Origin of the sequence: Burkholderia thailandensis E264, from assembly GCF_000012365.1 — a bacterium.
GTDB lineage: Bacteria > Pseudomonadota > Gammaproteobacteria > Burkholderiales > Burkholderiaceae > Burkholderia > Burkholderia thailandensis.
Map to the genome: position 1 here is coordinate 2,242,067 of NC_007650.1, position 16,604 is coordinate 2,258,670.

A 16,604-nucleotide genomic window follows, 5' to 3' on the forward strand; every position below is an offset into this window, starting at 1 on the left:
GCGGCACGATCTGACGCGCGCCCGTCCCCTCGACCGCATCTCCGCTCACCCTGAGGAGATCGAATATGTCCAAGCTCCAACAAGCCGCCGCCGCGATCTGCGGCGCTCTTTGCATGTCGACCGTCCACGCCGCGCCGGTGTGGATCACGCTCGCCGACCCCGCCTTGCACGAACTGCGTCTGATCGATCCCGCCGCGACGAGCCGCTACAGCACGGCGGTCGCCACCGGCGACGCGAAGCGCACCGAAACGGTCCACGTCGCGCAGGTCGACGATTCGCTGCTCGAATCGCTGTCGCAGGCAATTCGCCGCACGCGCGGCCACGCCCCCGGCTTCTTCGTGCACGCGACGTTCGAAGACGCGCGCGCATCGCTTCAGCCGAGCGCCGCGAAGCAGGCAGCCGCGATTGACTACCCGATCACCAACTCGCAACAGGTCCGAAACTGGATCTCGCAACTGCAGGCGAGCAACATCGTCAGCACGATCGTGTCGCTGTCCGGCTTCACGAACCGCTATTACACGACGTCGCACGGCGTGGCCGCGTCCGACTGGATCGCGCAGCAATGGAAGCAGCTCGCCGGCTCACGCACCGACGTGACGGTCGAGCAGTTCACGCACACCGGCTGGCCGCAGAAATCGGTGATCCTGACGATCAAGGGCAGCGATCCGGCGGCGGGCGTCGTCGTGATCGGCGGCCATCTCGATTCGACGGTCGGCCGCATGACCGAGAACGCGCGCGCGCCTGGCGCGGACGACAACGCGTCCGGCATCGCGAGCCTCACGGAGGCGCTGCGCGTGCTGCTCGCGAACCGGTATCAGCCGAAGCGCACGCTGAAGTTCATCGGCTACGCGGCGGAAGAGGCGGGCCTCCTCGGCTCGCAGGCGATCGCGAAGCAGTTCAGGGCGCAGAACGTGAACGTCGTCGGCGCGTTTCAGCTGGACATGACGAACTACAAGGGAGATCCGAGGGATATCTATCTGATCAGCGACTATACGAACTCGACGCAGAACACGTATCTCGCGAACCTCGCGAAAGCCTATCTGCCCGAGCTCTCGGTCGGCACGTCGCGATGCGGCTATGCGTGCTCCGATCACGCGTCGTGGAACGCGCAAGGCTATCCGGCATCGTTCCCGTTCGAAGCGGATCAGAACGACAATCCGTACATTCACTCCACGTATGACACGCTCGAGCGGTCGGACTCGCAAGGCAATCACGCGCTGAAGTTCGGCAAGCTCGCGCTCGCGTACGCGGCGGAGCTGGGCGGCGGGCTGAGCGCGTCCGCGAAGCGGTAAGCGACATCGGCGGCGGCGCGCCACGCGCCGCTGCCGATTCGCGACGCATCGCCGTCGATCAGAACGAGTGACGCATCCCGATGCGGATGTCCGCTTGCGTCTGCGTGGTGGACGGCGTGAAGCTGTAGCCGATCACCGCATCGACGCCGTTCGACGCGCGCAGGTAGTCGCCGGAAAGGTAGACATCCGTGCGCTTCGACAGCAGGTAGTGGACGCCCGCCGATCCCTGATTCCAGTGATGGCCTTCGAAGCGCGTGTGCTGATAGCCCGCGACGAAGCTCAACGCCGGCGTGAACTGATACAGGCCGCCGCCTTCGTAGACTTGCATGTGCGACGTATTGCCGAAGCCCTTGATCGTCGAATACGTGAAATTGCCGGATAGCGTCAGCTTGTCGATCGTGTAGCTCGCGCCGACGCCGAACGTGCCCTGGCTGTCGACATTCATCGGCGTATTCGCGAACAGGTCGGTGACCTTGCCCGTCGCCGGATCGACGCTGACCGTCGGCTGCCCGAGGAAGGTTCGCGTGCCGATCATCGCATACGGATCGAACGCGTAGATGCCAGACGGATTGTTCAACTGCGTATAGGCCGCGCCCACCGACAGATCGCCGTGCGTGTAGTTCGCGCCCGCGCTCCACGCGCTGTTGCGATGGAAGTCGCCCGCGACGTTGCCGAACGAATACATCGCGCCGAACCGCAAGCCGCTGAAATCGTTCGACAGGAACTTCACCGAGTTCGGCAGGCGGTCGCCGTTGAAGCGGTCGAAGTCGCCCTGGTGGATCGCGTAGCCGCTCGCCCATGCGGAGATGTTGTTCAGATAGACCATCTCCTCGGTCATGTCGAGCTGATTGCCGAACGACAGCGTCCCCCAGTTGTTCTGCAATCCGACGTAAGCCTGGCGGCCGAACTCCGCGCCGCCGAAACCGAGCTGGCCGTTGCCCAGGCGAAAACCGCTCTCGAGCACGAAGACCGCCTTCAGCCCGCCGCCAAGATCCTCAGTGCCCTTGAAGCCGATCCGGTTGCCGTACGACACGCCGTCGTCGAACTTGAAGACGTGCGAGCCGCCGGTGTTGTTGACGTACGTAATACCGGCATCGAGAATCCCGTATAACGTAACGCTGCTCTGCGCGCGGCTTGCGCCCGGCGCGACTCCGATCGCGAGCGCAATCGCGCTCATCACGGCAACATTCGATTTCTTCATTGTCGGCACCCCACCCTGCTCACTCGATAAGAAAAGAGATTCCCGCGTTGCGCACGCGAATCCGCGACTATTTCTGAAACGACGCACCACTCCGACGACCGTTGCGCATCCCGCGCACAATCGGATGCCGTTGGCGAAAAATACAAACCCATTTTTCGCGCTACCCGTCACTAAACGACGTTGAATGGTCACGATGCGACGGACCGCGCCGATGCCGATGTCGGCCGTCACCGCGCGTCGAGTGCCGCACGCACGGCAGGCAAGCCCGGCGCGCCGTTCGCGGTGGTCACGCCGTCGAGCCATGCATCGACGAGCGACGGGTTCGCACGCAGCGCGTGTTGCGCGGCATCCACAGCGGAGCGCTTGTCCCGCAGCATCGCGGCGATCATTCCGTTCTCCAGATCGACGGTGAACGTCATTTGTCGGAACAGCCGCGTGAGATTCGTGCACTGGTTCGCGAAATCCGCGCGCGCGACCGTGTTGACGGTCGCGCCGCCGTAGTTCGGCCCGAAATACGCGTCGCCGCCCGACAGATAAACGAGATGGAACTTCGTGTTCATCAGATGCGGCTCCCAGCCGAGAAACACGATCCACTGGTGCTCGCGCACCGCGCGCTCGACCTGCGTCAGCATCCCTGTCTCGCTCGATTCGACGAGTTGCCAGTTCGCCGGCCCGAGCGCCTTGTCGGCGAGCATCCGCGAGATGCTCTGATTGGCCGGCGCGCCCGGCTCGATGCCGTAGATCTTCGCGCCGAAGCGCTGCGCGTACTTCGCGAGGTCGGCGAACGAATGCACGCCCGCTGCCGCCACGTAGTCCGGCACCGCGAGCGTGAATTTCGCATGGCTCAGGTTCGCGTGGAGCACGTCGATCGTGCGCGCGTCGACGAACGGCTTGACGAGCGGCGCCTGCGCCGGCATCCAGTTGCCGAGAAACACGTCGATCTGCCCTTTCTTCAGACCTTGATACGTGATCGGCACCGACAGGTTCGACACGCTCTGCCGGTAACCGAGCGCCTTCAGCACGACGCCCGCGAGCGCGTTCGTCGCTTCGATGTCGGTCCAGCCCGGGCCGGCCATCCGCACGTCGCGGCAGGCGGCCGGCTCCGCCGCGGCTGCCGGGGTCGTGGCGGTGGCCGCCGTGGCGCACCATGACAACGTCGCGAACGCCGGCAATGCGGCTGCCGCGCGGCGCGCGAGCCGCCGCGCAATGGATTCGTATCGCTTCATCGCTTGCTCCATTTGAAAGTGCGTAACGCCGGGCGTCACGCGTGCGGACGGGGAAAACGCGCGGTCGCCTCGAGCGCGTCGAGCTCGAGGTGATTGCGCATGTAACGCTGGCTCGCATCCTGGAACGGCTGCCAGTCCCACGACCGAATCCGCCCCGTGGTCGTCGCCTTGAAATGGAAGCGCCGCCTGCGCTGGCTCGCGAGCACCTGTTGATGCAGCGCATCGAGATCCCAGCGTGCGGCGCACTCCGCGCGAAACGCAACGACACGCGCTGCCTCGGTGGGCGCGTTCGCGAGGTTGTCGAGCTCGCTCGGATCATTCTTCAGATCGAAGAGCTGATCAGGGTCCGCAGGCGAATGGATGTACTTGTGGTTGCCGCGGCGAATCATCACGATCGGCGCGATCGCGCCTTCGGCCAGGTATTCGCCGAACGCCTCGTCATGGCCGCCCTCGCCGCGCAGATGCGGAACGAGGCTGCGGCCGTCGACAGCGTCGGGCCAGTCGGCGCGGCGCTCGCCCGTCGCGAGTTCGACGAGCGTCGGCAGCAGATCGACGTGCGACACGGCCGCCGGCACGCGCGCGGCAGAAAACCGGCCCGGCGCGTGCACGATGAGCGGCACGCGACATGCGCCTTCGAAGAACGTCATCTTGTACCAGAGGCCGCGCTCGCCGAGCATGTCGCCGTGATCCGCGGTGACGATCACGATCGTGTCGTCGGCGAGCCCGCATTGCTCGAGCGCCGCGAGCAGCGCGCCGAACTGCGCGTCGACATAGGACGTCGCGCCGTAGTACGCGCGCCGCGCGCGCCGGATTTGCAAGTCGTCCGGCGGCGTGCGATCGACCTCGCATACGGCGCGCAGGCGCCGTGAATGCGGGTCGCTCGCGTCGAAATCCATCCGCACGGCGGGCAGATCGATATCCTCGTCCCGGTACAGATCCCAGTATTCGCGTGTGATCGCATACGGATCGTGCGGATGCGTGAGCGACACGACCATGCAGAACGGCCGCGCGTCCCGGCCGGCCGCGCGCTCGCGCGCGACGTCGAAGATCTTCTGACGCGCCGCGAACGTCGCATCGTCGTCGAAATCGAGCTGGTTGGTCCGCACGCACGGGCCGGCGTCGAGCACCGAGCTCATGTTGTGATACCAGCTCGGCCGCTCGGCGGGACGCGTCCAGTCCGGCACCCAGCCGAAATCGGCCGGATAGATGTCGGTCGTGAGCCGTTCCTCGAAGCCGTGCAACTGATCGGGCCCGCAGAAGTGCATTTTGCCCGACAGCATCGTCCGGTAGCCGGCCGCGCGCAGGTAGTGCGCGAACGTCAGCGTTTGCGCCGGCAATTCGGCGGCGTTATCGTAAGCGCCGAGCGCCGACGGCAGCTTGCCCGCCATCAGCGCGAAGCGCGACGGCGCGCAGAGCGGGCTCGCGCAGTAGGCGGCATCGAAGACGACGCCCCCGGCGGCGAGCCGATCGATCGTCGGCGTGCGCGTCGCGCGATGGCCGTACGCGCGCAACGCGAACGGCGTGAGCTGGTCGGCCATCAGGACGAGAATGTTCGGCTGGATATCGGTGGAATCGGCGGTATCGGGCATCGCTTGGGCGCTCAGGTGGAATCGTCGGATCGAAACGGCGGCGTGACAGGCTGCCGCCGCCGGCCGGATCTCACTATTGCCGGCCGTAATGCGGCCGTGAAGGCGTCGAATGCTTATGAGCCATTAGAGGTGCTTATGACGAGACCAGACCGTCTGCCGCCGATGCAGACCTTGTCCGCGTTCGAAGCGGCCGCGCGCCTCGCGAGCTTCACGGCCGCCGCGCGCGAGCTCGGCTCGACGCAGCCGGCCGTCAGCCAGCGCGTCGTTCAGCTCGAAGAGGATCTCGGCACGCCGCTCTTCGAGCGCGGGCGGCGCGGCGTCACGCTGACCGAAGACGGCGCGCGGCTCTTCGCGGCGGTCCGCCAGAGCCTCGACGCGCTGCGCGTCGCGACGGCGGACATCCGCAGCCGCCGCGCGAACGGCACGCTCACGCTCGTCACCGATTTCGGCTTCGCCACCTACTGGCTGATGCCGCGCCTCGACGATCTGAAGCGCGCGATGCCCGGCGTCGACGTGCGCGTCGTCACGTCTCAGGACATCGATCCGCAGCGCGACCACGCCGACGTCGCGATCCTGTTCGGCGCCGGCGACTGGCCGGGCTGCACATCGACGCGGCTCTTTCAGGAGCGCGTGACGCCCGTGTGCTCGCCCGCGTTTCGCGCCGCGCATGCCGATATCGCGCAGCCGGCCGACCTGTTGCGCGCGCCGCTGCTGCACGTGCAGCCGACGCGCCCCGAGCGCTGGCTCGCGTGGCGCGATTGGTTCGACGCGCATGGGCTCGCCGCGCCGCCCGAGCCGCACGGGCTCACGTTCAACAGCTACTCGCTCGTGATTCAAGCGGCGCTGATGAATCAGGGCGTCGCGCTCGGCTGGGCGCCGCTCGTCGACACGCCGGTCGCAGCTGGCCAGCTCGTGCGGCTCGTCGACGCGCCCGTCGTCACGCCGCGCGGCTACTACCTCGTCCGGCCGCCCGCGCGGCCGGAGGCGCGCGCGGTGCCGCTCTTTCGCCGCTGGCTGCTCGGCGCGTGCGCGTGACGCGCCGGACGTTGGCGCGCCGATTCCAGCAGCGCGGCGATTCGGTTCTATCCTCACGCGATCTGGCTTGATTAACTTGTGCATCGCCTCGCACGTCCGGCATCCGCGCCGTGCGCGGGGCGCCATCGAGTCAGAGGAAATCCATGTCCGCTCCACAACGTCCCCATCAGTTCGTGCTGACGCTGTCGTGCCCGAGCGCGGCCGGCCAGGTCGCCGCCGTCGTCGGCCTGCTCGACCGGCATCGCTGCTACGTCGACGAGCTGACCGTCTTCGACGACGATCTCAGCGCGCGCTTCTTTGTGCGCTGCGTGTTCCATGCAACGGACGACGCCGATTCGCTGCGCGTCGATGCGCTGCGGCGCGAGTTCGAGCCGATCGCCGAGCGCTTCCGGATGCAATGGGCGATCCACGACGTCGCCGCGCGGCCGAAGGTGCTGATCATGGTGTCGAAGCTCGAGCATTGCCTCGCCGATCTGCTGTTCCGCTGGAAGATGGGCGAGCTGAAGATGGACATCGTCGGGATCGCGTCGAATCATCCGGATTTGGAGCCGCTCGCCGCGCAGCACGGACTGCCGTTCAGGCACTTCCCGATCACGGCCGACACGAAGGCGCAGCAGGAAGCGCAGTGGCTCGACGTGTTCGAGACGAGCGGCGCCGAGCTCGTGATCCTCGCGCGCTACATGCAGGTGCTGTCGCCGGAAACGAGCGCGAAGCTCGCGAATCGCGCGATCAACATCCACCATTCGTTCCTGCCGGGATTCAAGGGCGCGAAACCCTATCATCAGGCGCATGCGCGCGGCGTGAAGCTGATCGGCGCAACCGCGCACTTCGTCACCGACGATCTCGACGAAGGACCGATCATCGAGCAAGTGGTCGAGCGCGTCGATCACTCGTACCGGCCGGAGCAGTTGCTCGCGGTGGGGCGCGACGTCGAGTGCATCACGCTTGCACGCGCGGTAAAGGCGTTCATCGAGCGGCGCGTGTTCCTGAACGGCGATCGCACCGTCGTGTTCCAGTAACGGGCGCGCGGCAAGCGCAGGCTTCGACGTTTCGCTTCGGCCCGGATGCGGCGACGCATCTGGGCATCCGCGCGGGCGCACGCCGGCTATCGCATCCAGGCGAGGTAATACGACACCGCGATCGTCAGGGCGGCGGCCGCGAGCGCCGCATACGGCGCCATGTTCAGCCACACGCTGCGCGCCGGCACGACGAGCTCCATGTCGCTTCGCATCTGCGCGGGGAAGCGGCCGCGATCCTGCCAGTAGTGGCGATAGACGAACACCGGCACGATCAGCAGCATCGCGATGAGCCCGTTGCGCAGCGTGCCCGCGCCTTGCAGATCCGCGCCCGCGCCGACATAGACGAGGTTCGCATAGCCGCAGATCGAACCGAGCACGAGGAGCCATGTCGGGCAGCGAAACGGCCGCTGCCATTGCCCGCGATCCATCCGATGAATCCAGCCGGACTGCAAGTTCAGGAAAACGAACAACATGTAGCAGACGTTCGAGATCGACAGCACCGTCATGTAATCCGACATCAGCAGCAGCACGAGATTGAAGCCGAGATCGGTCCACATCGCGCGCGTCGGCGAACCGTGCTCGTTCACGTGCGACAGGTACTTCGGCAGCCAGCCGTCGACCGACGCCTGATACAGCGTGCGCGACGAACCCATCATCGACGTCATCACGATCAGGAGGATCGACAGCATCAGCATCACGACGATCGCGTTCGCGACCCACGCGCCGCCGCCGACGATCTTCGCCATCGCGGCCGCGACGCCCGTGCCGTCGCCGATGCGCGGATCGAGCATCGCCGCGGTGCCGAGCGCGCCCTGGAACGCCATCGGCACGAGCGTCATCACGACCAGGCAGAGGGCCCCCGACCAGAAGATCGCTTTCGCGGTGTCGCGGCGCGGATCGCGGAACTCGCGCGTGTAGCAGACGGCCGTCTCGAAGCCGTACGACGCCCAGCCCGCCATGAACATCGCCCCGAGCGCCATCACGACGCCCTGCCCGTTCCAGTTGCCGAATGTGGCGGCGGTGAGATTGCCTTGCGCATCGTGACCGAGCGGCAAGAGCGGCAGGAGATTCGACATCGGCACGTCGCCCGTGACGAACGGCACGATGCCGACGATGAGAAGCGGCGTCAGCGACGCAATGCCGAGAATGCGCTGCGTGCGCGCGGCTTTTGATGCGCCGCTGTGCTGCAGCTTGAACGTGATCAGCAACAGGATCGTCGCGATCACGAAGGTGGCGTTGACCCGCAGGGTCAGGCCGGGCTTGATGAAGCCGAGATCGGCGAGCGTCCACTGCCAGTGCAGGATCGCTGCGTCCGCCGGAAACAGGCTGGTGAGCGCGTAGCTTGCCGCGAGGCCACAGCCGAGCGCGAGCATCGGCGACCACGCGAGCCAGTTGCACCACACGGAAACGGGCGCGATCAACTTGCCGTATCGCACCCAGCCGATCGCACCGTACACCGATGCGCCGCCCGATTTATGAGGAAATAGCCCGGAAATTTCCGCATAAGTCGCGCTTTGAATCAAACCCATCGTGATTGCGGCGATCCACACCGCCCACGCGGGCTGGCCGATCGTCGCGCATACGCCGCCGATCGTGAACAGCACGCCTGCCGGCACGCCGCTCGTTACCCAAAATGCGTCCTTCCAACTGAGGCCACGATGCAGGGTGTGGCCTCTTTCTTCATGTGAGATGGTTGCCTCGATCTCGCTGGTGCTGCGCGCGCGCAGTCCTGCTTGACTCATCCAAAATCCTCCGTTGAAGACTCCGCACAAGGGTACATTCTAACAACACTTCGTTGTGCGAGTCGAAAAAACATCGAAAATTCTGCGGGAAAACCCGCTTTTTTCTCCAATTAGTTCGGATAACTTCGAATTTTCAACCACGCCTCAGGCCCGCGTGCACGGGCCTGAGCGGTCGAAATTCACTGCGCGGAGCCGAGCCATTCGCCCACGCGATCGCCATGTGCGGCGATCCACGCATCGGCCGCCGCCGCGGGCTTCGATCCGCTCTGGATCGAGAGCATCACGCCGTCGATCTCGCCCGGCTTCCACTGGAATTTCTTCAGGAACGCGACGACAGGCTTCGCCTTGGTCTCGAGCGCCGGATTCACGACGCTGTCGACATGCTCGGCCTCGCCGTACACCTTCTTCGGATCGTCGAGGAAACGCAGCTTCCACTTCGCGAACATCCAATGGGGCGCCCAGCCCGTGACGACGACGGCCTTGTTCGCATGGATCGAGCGCGCGAGCTCCGCGGTCATCGCGCTGCCCGAGCTCGGCATCAGCGAATAGTTCAGGCCGTATGCCTTGATCGCGTCGTCGGTCTTGCGCATCACGCCCGCGCCGGCGTCGATGCCGACGATGCGTCCGGCGAACTCGTCCTTCTCCGCGTTGAGATCGGCGATCGTCTTCGCCTTCACGTAGTTGGGCACGATGAGGCCGATCTTCGCATCGGGGAAATTGGTGCCGAGATCGACGACCTTCGTCTTGAACTGCTCCCAGTACGCGCCCTGCGTGACAGGCAGCCACGCGGACAGCGTCGCGTCGAGATCGCCGCGCGCGACGCCCTGCCACATCACGCCGGCCGCAACCGGCACGAGTTGAACCGGATAGCCGAGCTTCGTCTCGATGATGCGCGCGGCGACGTTCGACGTCGCGACGCTGTCGTCCCAACCTTCGACGTAGCCGATCTTCAGCGTCGGTTTCGTATCGGCCTGCACCGGCGCGGCGGCGGCGAGCATCATCGACAGCACGCCGCAGCCCATGAGCTTCGTGAGGAATTTCATGATCGATCTCCTTGAGGTTGTCGAAAAGCAAGGGGCCTCTCTAGGTTCTTCAACCACAATTCCCCGTTATCGTTCTTTTACGACACGTTCTTGCGCAGCGGCGACGCGCTCATTTGTCGACGACGAGATCGGACAGCGGCTTGCTGCAGCAAAGCAGCACCATCCCCTGATCGATTTCGCGCTGACGAATGCCGCCGTTGTGCTTCATGTCGACCTGACCGGACACGAGCTTCACCTTGCAGGTGCCGCACATGCCCTGCGTGCACGATGCGGGCAAGCGCACGCCCGCTCGACGCGCGGCGTCGAGCACGTGCTCGTCCGCGCCGCATGCGATCTCGCGATTGCTTTTCGCGAACGCGACCGTGTGCCGGCGCGCTTGCGCGTCGCTCGCGGCGTCGCCCGCCGGCGCTTCGGTCCGCACGTCGCTTTGCGCGAGCGTCTCGAACGAGAAGCTCTCTTCGTGGTAGCGGCCGCGATCGAAGCCGGCTTCGGCGAGCAGGTCGCGCACCGCTTTCATGTATGGCGCGGGGCCGCACGTGAAAATCTCGCGTTCGAGGAAATCCGGCGCGATCAGCTTCAGGAGCAGCAACGACAGGAAGCCCGTCACGCCGTGCCAGTTCGTGCGCGCGCCAAGCCGCTCGCACACGAATGCGGTGCGGAAGTTCGCGTGCGTCGACGCAATCAGATCGAGCTCCCGCGCGAAGATGATGTCGTCCGGCGTGCGTGCGCTGTGAACGAACACGATGTCGCGATCCTCCGCGAGATCGTGGTGCGCGCGGCTCATCGACATCAGCGGCGTCACGCCCGAGCCGGCGGACAGGAACAGGTATTTGCGCGCCGGATGCCGCGCACACGTGAATTCGCCCGCGGGGCCCAGCACGCGCAGCGGCGCGCCCGGACGCAGATTGTCGTGCAGCCAGTTCGATACCTTGCCGCCCGGCACGCGCTTGACCGTGATCGAGATCGTGTGCGGCCGCGCGGGCGACGACGAGATCGTGTAGCAGCGATTGATCGTCTCGCCGTCGATGTCGAGCTCGAGCGTGACGAACTGCCCGGGCTCGAACGAAAACGCGCGCCCCTGCGGCGATCGGAAGAAAAAGCTCTTCACGTCGTGCGTTTCCTGTCGCACGTGGCAACACACGAGCGTCTCCTCGACGTCGCTCGTCCAGCGCTCCGGCAGCGCCTGCCAGAACGCGGGGCGCGTCACGCGGCTGTCGGCCGGTTCGAAATTCGCGGCATCTCGCATCATTGTTGCGCTCCGTCTTCGTGCTATGCGCCGATATGCGCGGCCAGCCGGCCGACGTACCACTCGCAGAACTTCTCGACGAGCCCTTCGGTGTACGGAGAATACGGGCCCGGCTCGTACGCGCTGCTCGCCGCACCGCGCTGCGAGAATTCGACGAGCGCGCGATCCTGGTCGTTCGTCGCGTTCCAGACGGCCGTCAGGTTCTTCACGTCGTAATCGATGCCTTCCTTCGCGTCCTTGTGAACGAGCCATTTCGTGCGCACGAGCGTCTCGCCCGCCGACAGCGGGATCACCGAGAACGTGACGATATGGTCGCTCATGAAGTGATGCCACGAATTCGGCTGCGTCCAGAACGACAGCCCGCCGAGGTCCGCCTGGCGGAATTCGCCGAGCAGCTTCTTCGACGCGACCTTCGCGTCGAGCGTTTGCGATTCGCCGCTGCGATCGAGCGGCAGCCGCTGCGTGCGAAAGCCCGTCACGTCGGTCAGGCGCTCCACTTCGACGGACGGCAGATCCAGCGCTTCCCATTGTGCGGCGCGCTCGACGCAGGTGCGCTCGAACGCGGCCATTCCCTCGGCGTTCGCGGGCGAAGGCTGATAGCCGAAGCCGTATTCGTATAACGAAATGGTCAGCTCCGGATGGTTCGCGACGCAGTGATAGCACTCGCGATTGTTCTCCATCGTCAGCTTCCAGTTGCCTTTCTCGATGATGTCGACCTGCGCGGCGATCTTCGTGTTCGGCAGATCGTGCGGCAGCAGATACGGCTCCATCGCCGCGCGCATCGTCGCGAAATCGACGGGCGGCTCGTCGGCGAGGCATACGAACAGCAGCCCCGCGAGATTCTCCAGATGAACGGGCTTCAGGCTGTGCTTGCAGCGGTCGAACTTCTCGCCCATGTGCTCGGCGAACATCAATTGGCCCGTCAGGTTGTAGGTCCAGCTGTGATACGGGCACACGATGTTGCCGACCGACCCTTTTTCCTCGTTGCACAAGCGCGCGCCGCGATGGCGGCAGACGTTGTGAAATGCACGGACCTGCATGTCGTCGTCGCGCACGATCAGGATCGAATCGGCGCCGAGCTGCACCGTCACGTAATCGCCCGGCTCGGGCACGTCCGGCTCGACGCCCACCTGAATCCAGTGCCGCCGGAAGATCGCGTCCATGTCGAGCGCAAAGATCTCGTCACTCAGATAAAACGGGGCTTCGAGGCTGTAGCCTGCCTTGCGGCGCGCCACCAGCGCGCGGATGTCTGCCGATACCTTCATCGTTTGCTCCGGATTCCTTGCATCCATGGTGTTGTTGCCGACAGGCTTCATTCAGTAGTCGATGAGCTGATGCTCGCGCAAATACGCGAGGATCACTTGTGCTTTTTCGACCGAACTCCCTTCAATTACGACGTTTCCGCCGCGGCTTTCGGTCGTGGTCGCGGACAGCATCCGTGCGTGGCCGGAGCGCTTGTCGGCCGCCGCGAGCTTCACGGGCTTGTGCTCGGCCGCGCGCGTCGACCATTGACCGGCGTCCGCCGCCGCGCGGGTCGCGACGCGCGTCGCGCGCACGTCGCCCGCGCGCAGCCGCGCATACGCGTAGCGCGGCTGCGCGTTCGCGAGCGGATGCACGGCGACGACGGCCGGCAATGCGGCCTCGACACGCCTGCGAACGCCTTTCGGCAAGAATTGCCGCAGCGTCGCGCGCGCAGCGTCGACGCTCACGTCCACGGCCGCGCCGGCGAACCGCCAGCCGAGCGCCGCCGCGACGCGGTAAGGCAGCATGCCCGTGTCGTAGGCGCCTTCGGCGCGCGTGCCCGTCAACACGAGATCGTGATCGCGCACGCGCTCGGCGAGCGCGGCGGCCGCGTCGTCGCCGTCCGTGCACTCGAGCACTTCGACGCTCGCCGCGCCGAGCGCGAGGTAGTCGGCGAGCGCGGCGTTGCGCGGATCGCCTGCGTGAATCACGTCGAGCCGCGCGCGATGCTCGGCGGCCAATGTGCGGCCGATCTCGAGCGCGGCCGCGTCGTTGCGGCTATAGCGCGGCGTGCCCGACACCGGATGGCGCCCGACCGACACCAGCACCGCGATGCTGTTCAGCTTGCGATTCGCGTTCATGCGGCGGCTCCCATGTACTCGCGCTCCGTCAATGCCGCGCCCGATCGCGCATGCGCGGCGCGGGCCGCGCTCACCTCGTCGATCAGCGCGGCGATCGTCGCCTGCGCGTCGCCGACGATCGTCAGGTTCGCGCGCTTGGCGATCGGCGCGCTGCCGTCGAGATTCACCGCGATCACGTGGCGGCAATCCTTGATCCCTTGCAGATGCTGCACCGCGCCCGAGATCCCGAACGCGATGTAGACGCTTGCATCGACCGTCTTGCCCGTCGCGCCTACCTGCTTGTCGCGCGTGAAGTGACCGTTGTCGACCGCGACGCGGCTCGCGCCGATCGCCGCGCCGAACGTCGCCGCGAGCTTCTCGAACGCGGCGACGTCGGTCACGCCGTTGCCGGCCGACACGATGAAGTCCGCTTCCTCGAGCGCGACCTGCGCGGCATCGATCTCTTCGAGGCGGAGGTCGCGGTAGTTGTCGCCACGGTCGTCGCCGCGGCTCTGGCGCGTATCGAAGGCGTCGAGCGTGCGCTCGAGCGCCGCGCCGACGAACGGCAATTTCGGATCGACCGCGTTGTGCGCAAGCAGCACGACGTCGGGCAACGAGCGCGTCGCGAAGCCGCGCTTCGCGTCGACGTGCACGCCGACGTGGTCCGCCGCGATTTCGACGACCTGCGTCGCGACGCTCGCATTCGCCGCCGCCGCGAAACGGCGGCCGAGATCGCCGTCGCCCGTCGCGTTGTCCGGGAAGAACACGTGCTGCGGCGATAACGCGGCCGCGCACGCGCGCAGCGCGTCGAGCTCTCGCTCGGGCGCGAACGCGCGACGGTCGAAATCGCGCAGCACGATCAGCGTGTCCGCGCCGAGCGCGCCCGCATCGTCGTTCAGTTCTCCGAACACGACGAGCGCGACTTCGGTCTGCGCATCGGCGAGCAGCGCGGCGGCCGCGAGGGTCTGGCGCGCATGGTCGTCGAGCGCGCCGCGCTCGCTGTGCGCGGCGACGAGAAACACGCGCGCGGCTTCCCGCACGACGCGCACCGGCTTCGCGGCCGCCGCGCCGTGCGCGTGCGGCGCCCATCGCGCGGCGTCGCCGGGCGCGCTGCCCGTCTCGCCGAGCGTGATGCGCTTCAGTCCCGCCGCGGTCACGATGAACGGCCGGCGCGGATCGATTCGTTTGAGCGTGGTCATCGGTTCACTCCAGCGAAGCGGCGACGAGTTCGGCGACGTCGAGCACGTCGGGCCGCGGGCCGACGACGCCTTCGAGCATCGCGGTGCAGTTCGGGCAACCGACCGCGACGACGTCCGCGCCCACCGCGCGCGCGTCCGCGATCCGGATGTCGGGAATCCGCTGCTTGCCCGGGATGTCGGTGAGCGGCGCGCCGCCGCCCCCGCCGCAGCAACGGCCACGCATCCCGTGCCGCTCCATCTCGACGACCTGGATGCCGATCGTCCTCAAGAGCTTGCGCGGCGCTTCGGTTTCGCCGTTGTAGCGGCCCAGATAGCACGGGTCGTGATACGTGATGCGCTTCTCGCGCAGCGCGTCGGCTGCCTGCGGCCTGATCTTGCCGGCCGCGACGAGCTCCGCGATGAACGCCGTGTGATGCTTGACCGCGTAACGGCCGCCGAGCGCGCGGTACTCGTTGCGCAGGCTGTGCATCACGTGCGGATCGGCCGTCACGATCTGCTTGAACGACAGTGCGCCGAGCGTGCCGATCAGGCGCTTGCCCAACTGCTGGAACGTCGCCTCGTCGCCGAGCCTGCGCGCGACGTCACCGGTATCCGTTTCGGCGCGGCCGAGCACCGCGTAATCGACGCCCGCATGATTGAGCACCTTCAGGAGCGCGCGCAACGTGCGCTGGTAGCGCATGTCGAACGCGCCTTCGCCGGCGACGATCAGCACGTCGACGGCACGCCCCGGCTGCGCGACGGGCGCGCTGAGGTCGACCGACCAGTCGTAGCGAGCGGCCGTGTCATAGCCGCCCATCGTGCCCGTCTCGCGCAGGTTCGCGAGCACTTCCGCCCCCTTGCCGGGCACCGCGCCGTGCACGAGCGTCTGGTTGCGGCGCATGTCGACGATCGCGTCGACGTGCTCGATCAGCATCGGGCACTCCTGCACGCACGCCCGGCACGTCGTGCACGACCACAGTGTGTCGGCCTCGATCAGCGACGACACGATCGGGCGCTGCGGATCGCCGCCGTGCTTGCCGACGTCAATGCCCGGCGTCGGGCTGCCCGCATACGCGGCGTCGGTGCCGCCCGCCATTCCGACGACGAGATCCTGGATCAGCTTCTTCGGATTGAGGGGCTGGCCCGATGCGAACGCGGGGCAAGCGGCCTCGCACTTGCCGCACTGCACGCACGCGTCGAAGCTCAGTAGCTGGTTCCAGCGGAATTCGGCCGGCTTCGCGACGCCGTATTCGTCGTGCTCGACGTCGGAGGGCTTGAGCGCGGTCGGCGGCGTCGCGCCGCCGTTGCCCGTGTACGCTTCACGCGTTGCCGCGAAGCGCTCCTGACGCGGATGAAACGCGAGATGCAGCAAGCCCGCGATCGCGTGCTTCATCGGTCCGCCCTTCGCCGCGCCGAGCGTCATCGCGAACGCGCCCACACCGATCAGCACCGCGCAGAGCACCGCGAACGCGCCCGACATCGCGGCCGTCGGCACGAGCATGAACAGCACGAGGCCGAGCGCGAATGCGCCGAGCAGCCACGGCAGCGTATTCCACGGCCCGCGCGACAGCCGGGCGGGCACGTCCTTCGCATGACGGCGGCGCCAGACGAACACCGCGCCGACGAGCATCGCGAGCGCCGCGAGCAGGATCAGCTTGTCGAGCCACGGCGAGTAGATCGCGAGCCCGTAATTGACGAATACGAGCGCGAGCGCGGCGAGCGCGCCGCCCGCCGTCGCGACGTGCGTCTTCGCGATGTACGGATCGCGCGCGACCACATGGTGCAGATCGACGAAGTAACGCTTCGGAATCGCAAGCAGATTCGCGAGCCCGAAGGTGCCGGGCGCGCTCGCGCGGCCGAGCCGCCAGTACGACGAACGTTTTGCGACCGCGAACGCGAGGCCCGCGACCGACAACCACAGCAACGCGGTAATCAGGATGGCCGGATTCATC

The 16,604-nt window shown here is 66.7% G+C and carries 13 protein-coding genes; 3 read left to right on the forward strand and 10 right to left on the reverse strand.

Annotated elements, in window-relative coordinates; genetic code table 11:
• Positions 1 to 65 precede the first annotated feature (65 nt).
• On the forward strand, positions 66 to 1,292 hold the full coding sequence (locus BTH_RS09490; protein WP_009898028.1) for a M28 family metallopeptidase: 1,227 nt from the start codon (positions 66 to 68) through the stop codon (positions 1,290 to 1,292).
• A gap of 58 nt (positions 1,293 to 1,350) precedes the next feature.
• Here BTH_RS09490 and BTH_RS09495 read toward each other — a convergent pair whose 3' ends face one another.
• The 3 genes from BTH_RS09495 to betC all read right to left on the reverse strand — a co-directional run bounded on the left by BTH_RS09495 (position 1,351) and on the right by betC (position 5,308).
• Positions 1,351 to 2,493 (reverse strand): porin, encoded by a 1,143-nt coding sequence (locus tag BTH_RS09495; RefSeq protein WP_009907969.1) that lies wholly within the window; start codon positions 2,491 to 2,493, stop codon positions 1,351 to 1,353.
• A 227-nt stretch (positions 2,494 to 2,720) separates the two neighbouring features.
• The gene (choX, locus tag BTH_RS09500) at positions 2,721 to 3,719 is read right to left on the reverse strand and encodes a choline ABC transporter substrate-binding protein (protein WP_009898032.1); all 999 of its coding nucleotides are present in this window, start codon (positions 3,717 to 3,719) and stop codon (positions 2,721 to 2,723) included.
• 35 nt (positions 3,720 to 3,754) lie between these two features.
• Complete coding sequence (betC, locus tag BTH_RS09505) at positions 3,755 to 5,308, reverse strand: choline-sulfatase (protein WP_009898034.1); 1,554 nt, start codon at positions 5,306 to 5,308, stop codon at positions 3,755 to 3,757.
• Positions 5,309 to 5,470: 162 nt separating this feature from the next.
• On the opposite strand from betC, the gene BTH_RS09510 reads away from it, so the two are divergent.
• On the forward strand, positions 5,471 to 6,343 hold the full coding sequence (locus tag BTH_RS09510; RefSeq protein WP_009898036.1) for a choline sulfate utilization transcriptional regulator: 873 nt from the start codon (positions 5,471 to 5,473) through the stop codon (positions 6,341 to 6,343).
• Positions 6,344 to 6,486: 143 nt separating this feature from the next.
• Entirely contained in the window at positions 6,487 to 7,362 is an 876-nt protein-coding gene (gene purU / locus BTH_RS09515) for a formyltetrahydrofolate deformylase (RefSeq protein ID WP_009898038.1), read from the forward strand.
• 86 nt (positions 7,363 to 7,448) lie between these two features.
• On the opposite strand, the gene BTH_RS09520 is transcribed toward purU, so the two are convergent.
• The 7 genes from BTH_RS09520 to BTH_RS09550 form a co-directional block, all read right to left on the reverse strand.
• On the reverse strand, positions 7,449 to 9,104 hold the full coding sequence (locus tag BTH_RS09520; protein ID WP_009898039.1) for an APC family permease: 1,656 nt from the start codon (positions 9,102 to 9,104) through the stop codon (positions 7,449 to 7,451).
• Between the two features lie 179 nt (positions 9,105 to 9,283).
• Positions 9,284 to 10,147: a glycine betaine ABC transporter substrate-binding protein gene (locus tag BTH_RS09525; RefSeq protein ID WP_009898041.1), complete on the reverse strand. Its 864-nt coding sequence runs from the start codon at positions 10,145 to 10,147 to the stop codon at positions 9,284 to 9,286.
• A 109-nt stretch (positions 10,148 to 10,256) separates the two neighbouring features.
• Positions 10,257 to 11,396, reverse strand: a complete 1,140-nt coding sequence (locus tag BTH_RS09530) for a hybrid-cluster NAD(P)-dependent oxidoreductase (protein WP_009898043.1) — start codon at positions 11,394 to 11,396, stop codon at positions 10,257 to 10,259.
• A gap of 20 nt (positions 11,397 to 11,416) precedes the next feature.
• Positions 11,417 to 12,685, reverse strand: a complete 1,269-nt coding sequence (locus BTH_RS09535) for an aromatic ring-hydroxylating oxygenase subunit alpha (protein ID WP_171462515.1) — start codon at positions 12,683 to 12,685, stop codon at positions 11,417 to 11,419.
• 24 nt (positions 12,686 to 12,709) lie between these two features.
• The gene (locus BTH_RS09540; RefSeq protein WP_009898046.1) at positions 12,710 to 13,495 is read right to left on the reverse strand and encodes a drug:proton antiporter; all 786 of its coding nucleotides are present in this window, start codon (positions 13,493 to 13,495) and stop codon (positions 12,710 to 12,712) included.
• The gene (locus BTH_RS09545) at positions 13,492 to 14,673 is read right to left on the reverse strand and encodes an electron transfer flavoprotein subunit alpha/FixB family protein (RefSeq protein WP_009898048.1); all 1,182 of its coding nucleotides are present in this window, start codon (positions 14,671 to 14,673) and stop codon (positions 13,492 to 13,494) included. Before BTH_RS09545 ends, BTH_RS09540 begins: the two co-directional genes overlap by 4 nt.
• Before the next feature lie 4 nt (positions 14,674 to 14,677).
• Positions 14,678 to 16,603 (reverse strand): (Fe-S)-binding protein, encoded by a 1,926-nt coding sequence (locus tag BTH_RS09550; protein ID WP_009898050.1) that lies wholly within the window; start codon positions 16,601 to 16,603, stop codon positions 14,678 to 14,680.
• Position 16,604 lies beyond the last annotated feature (1 nt).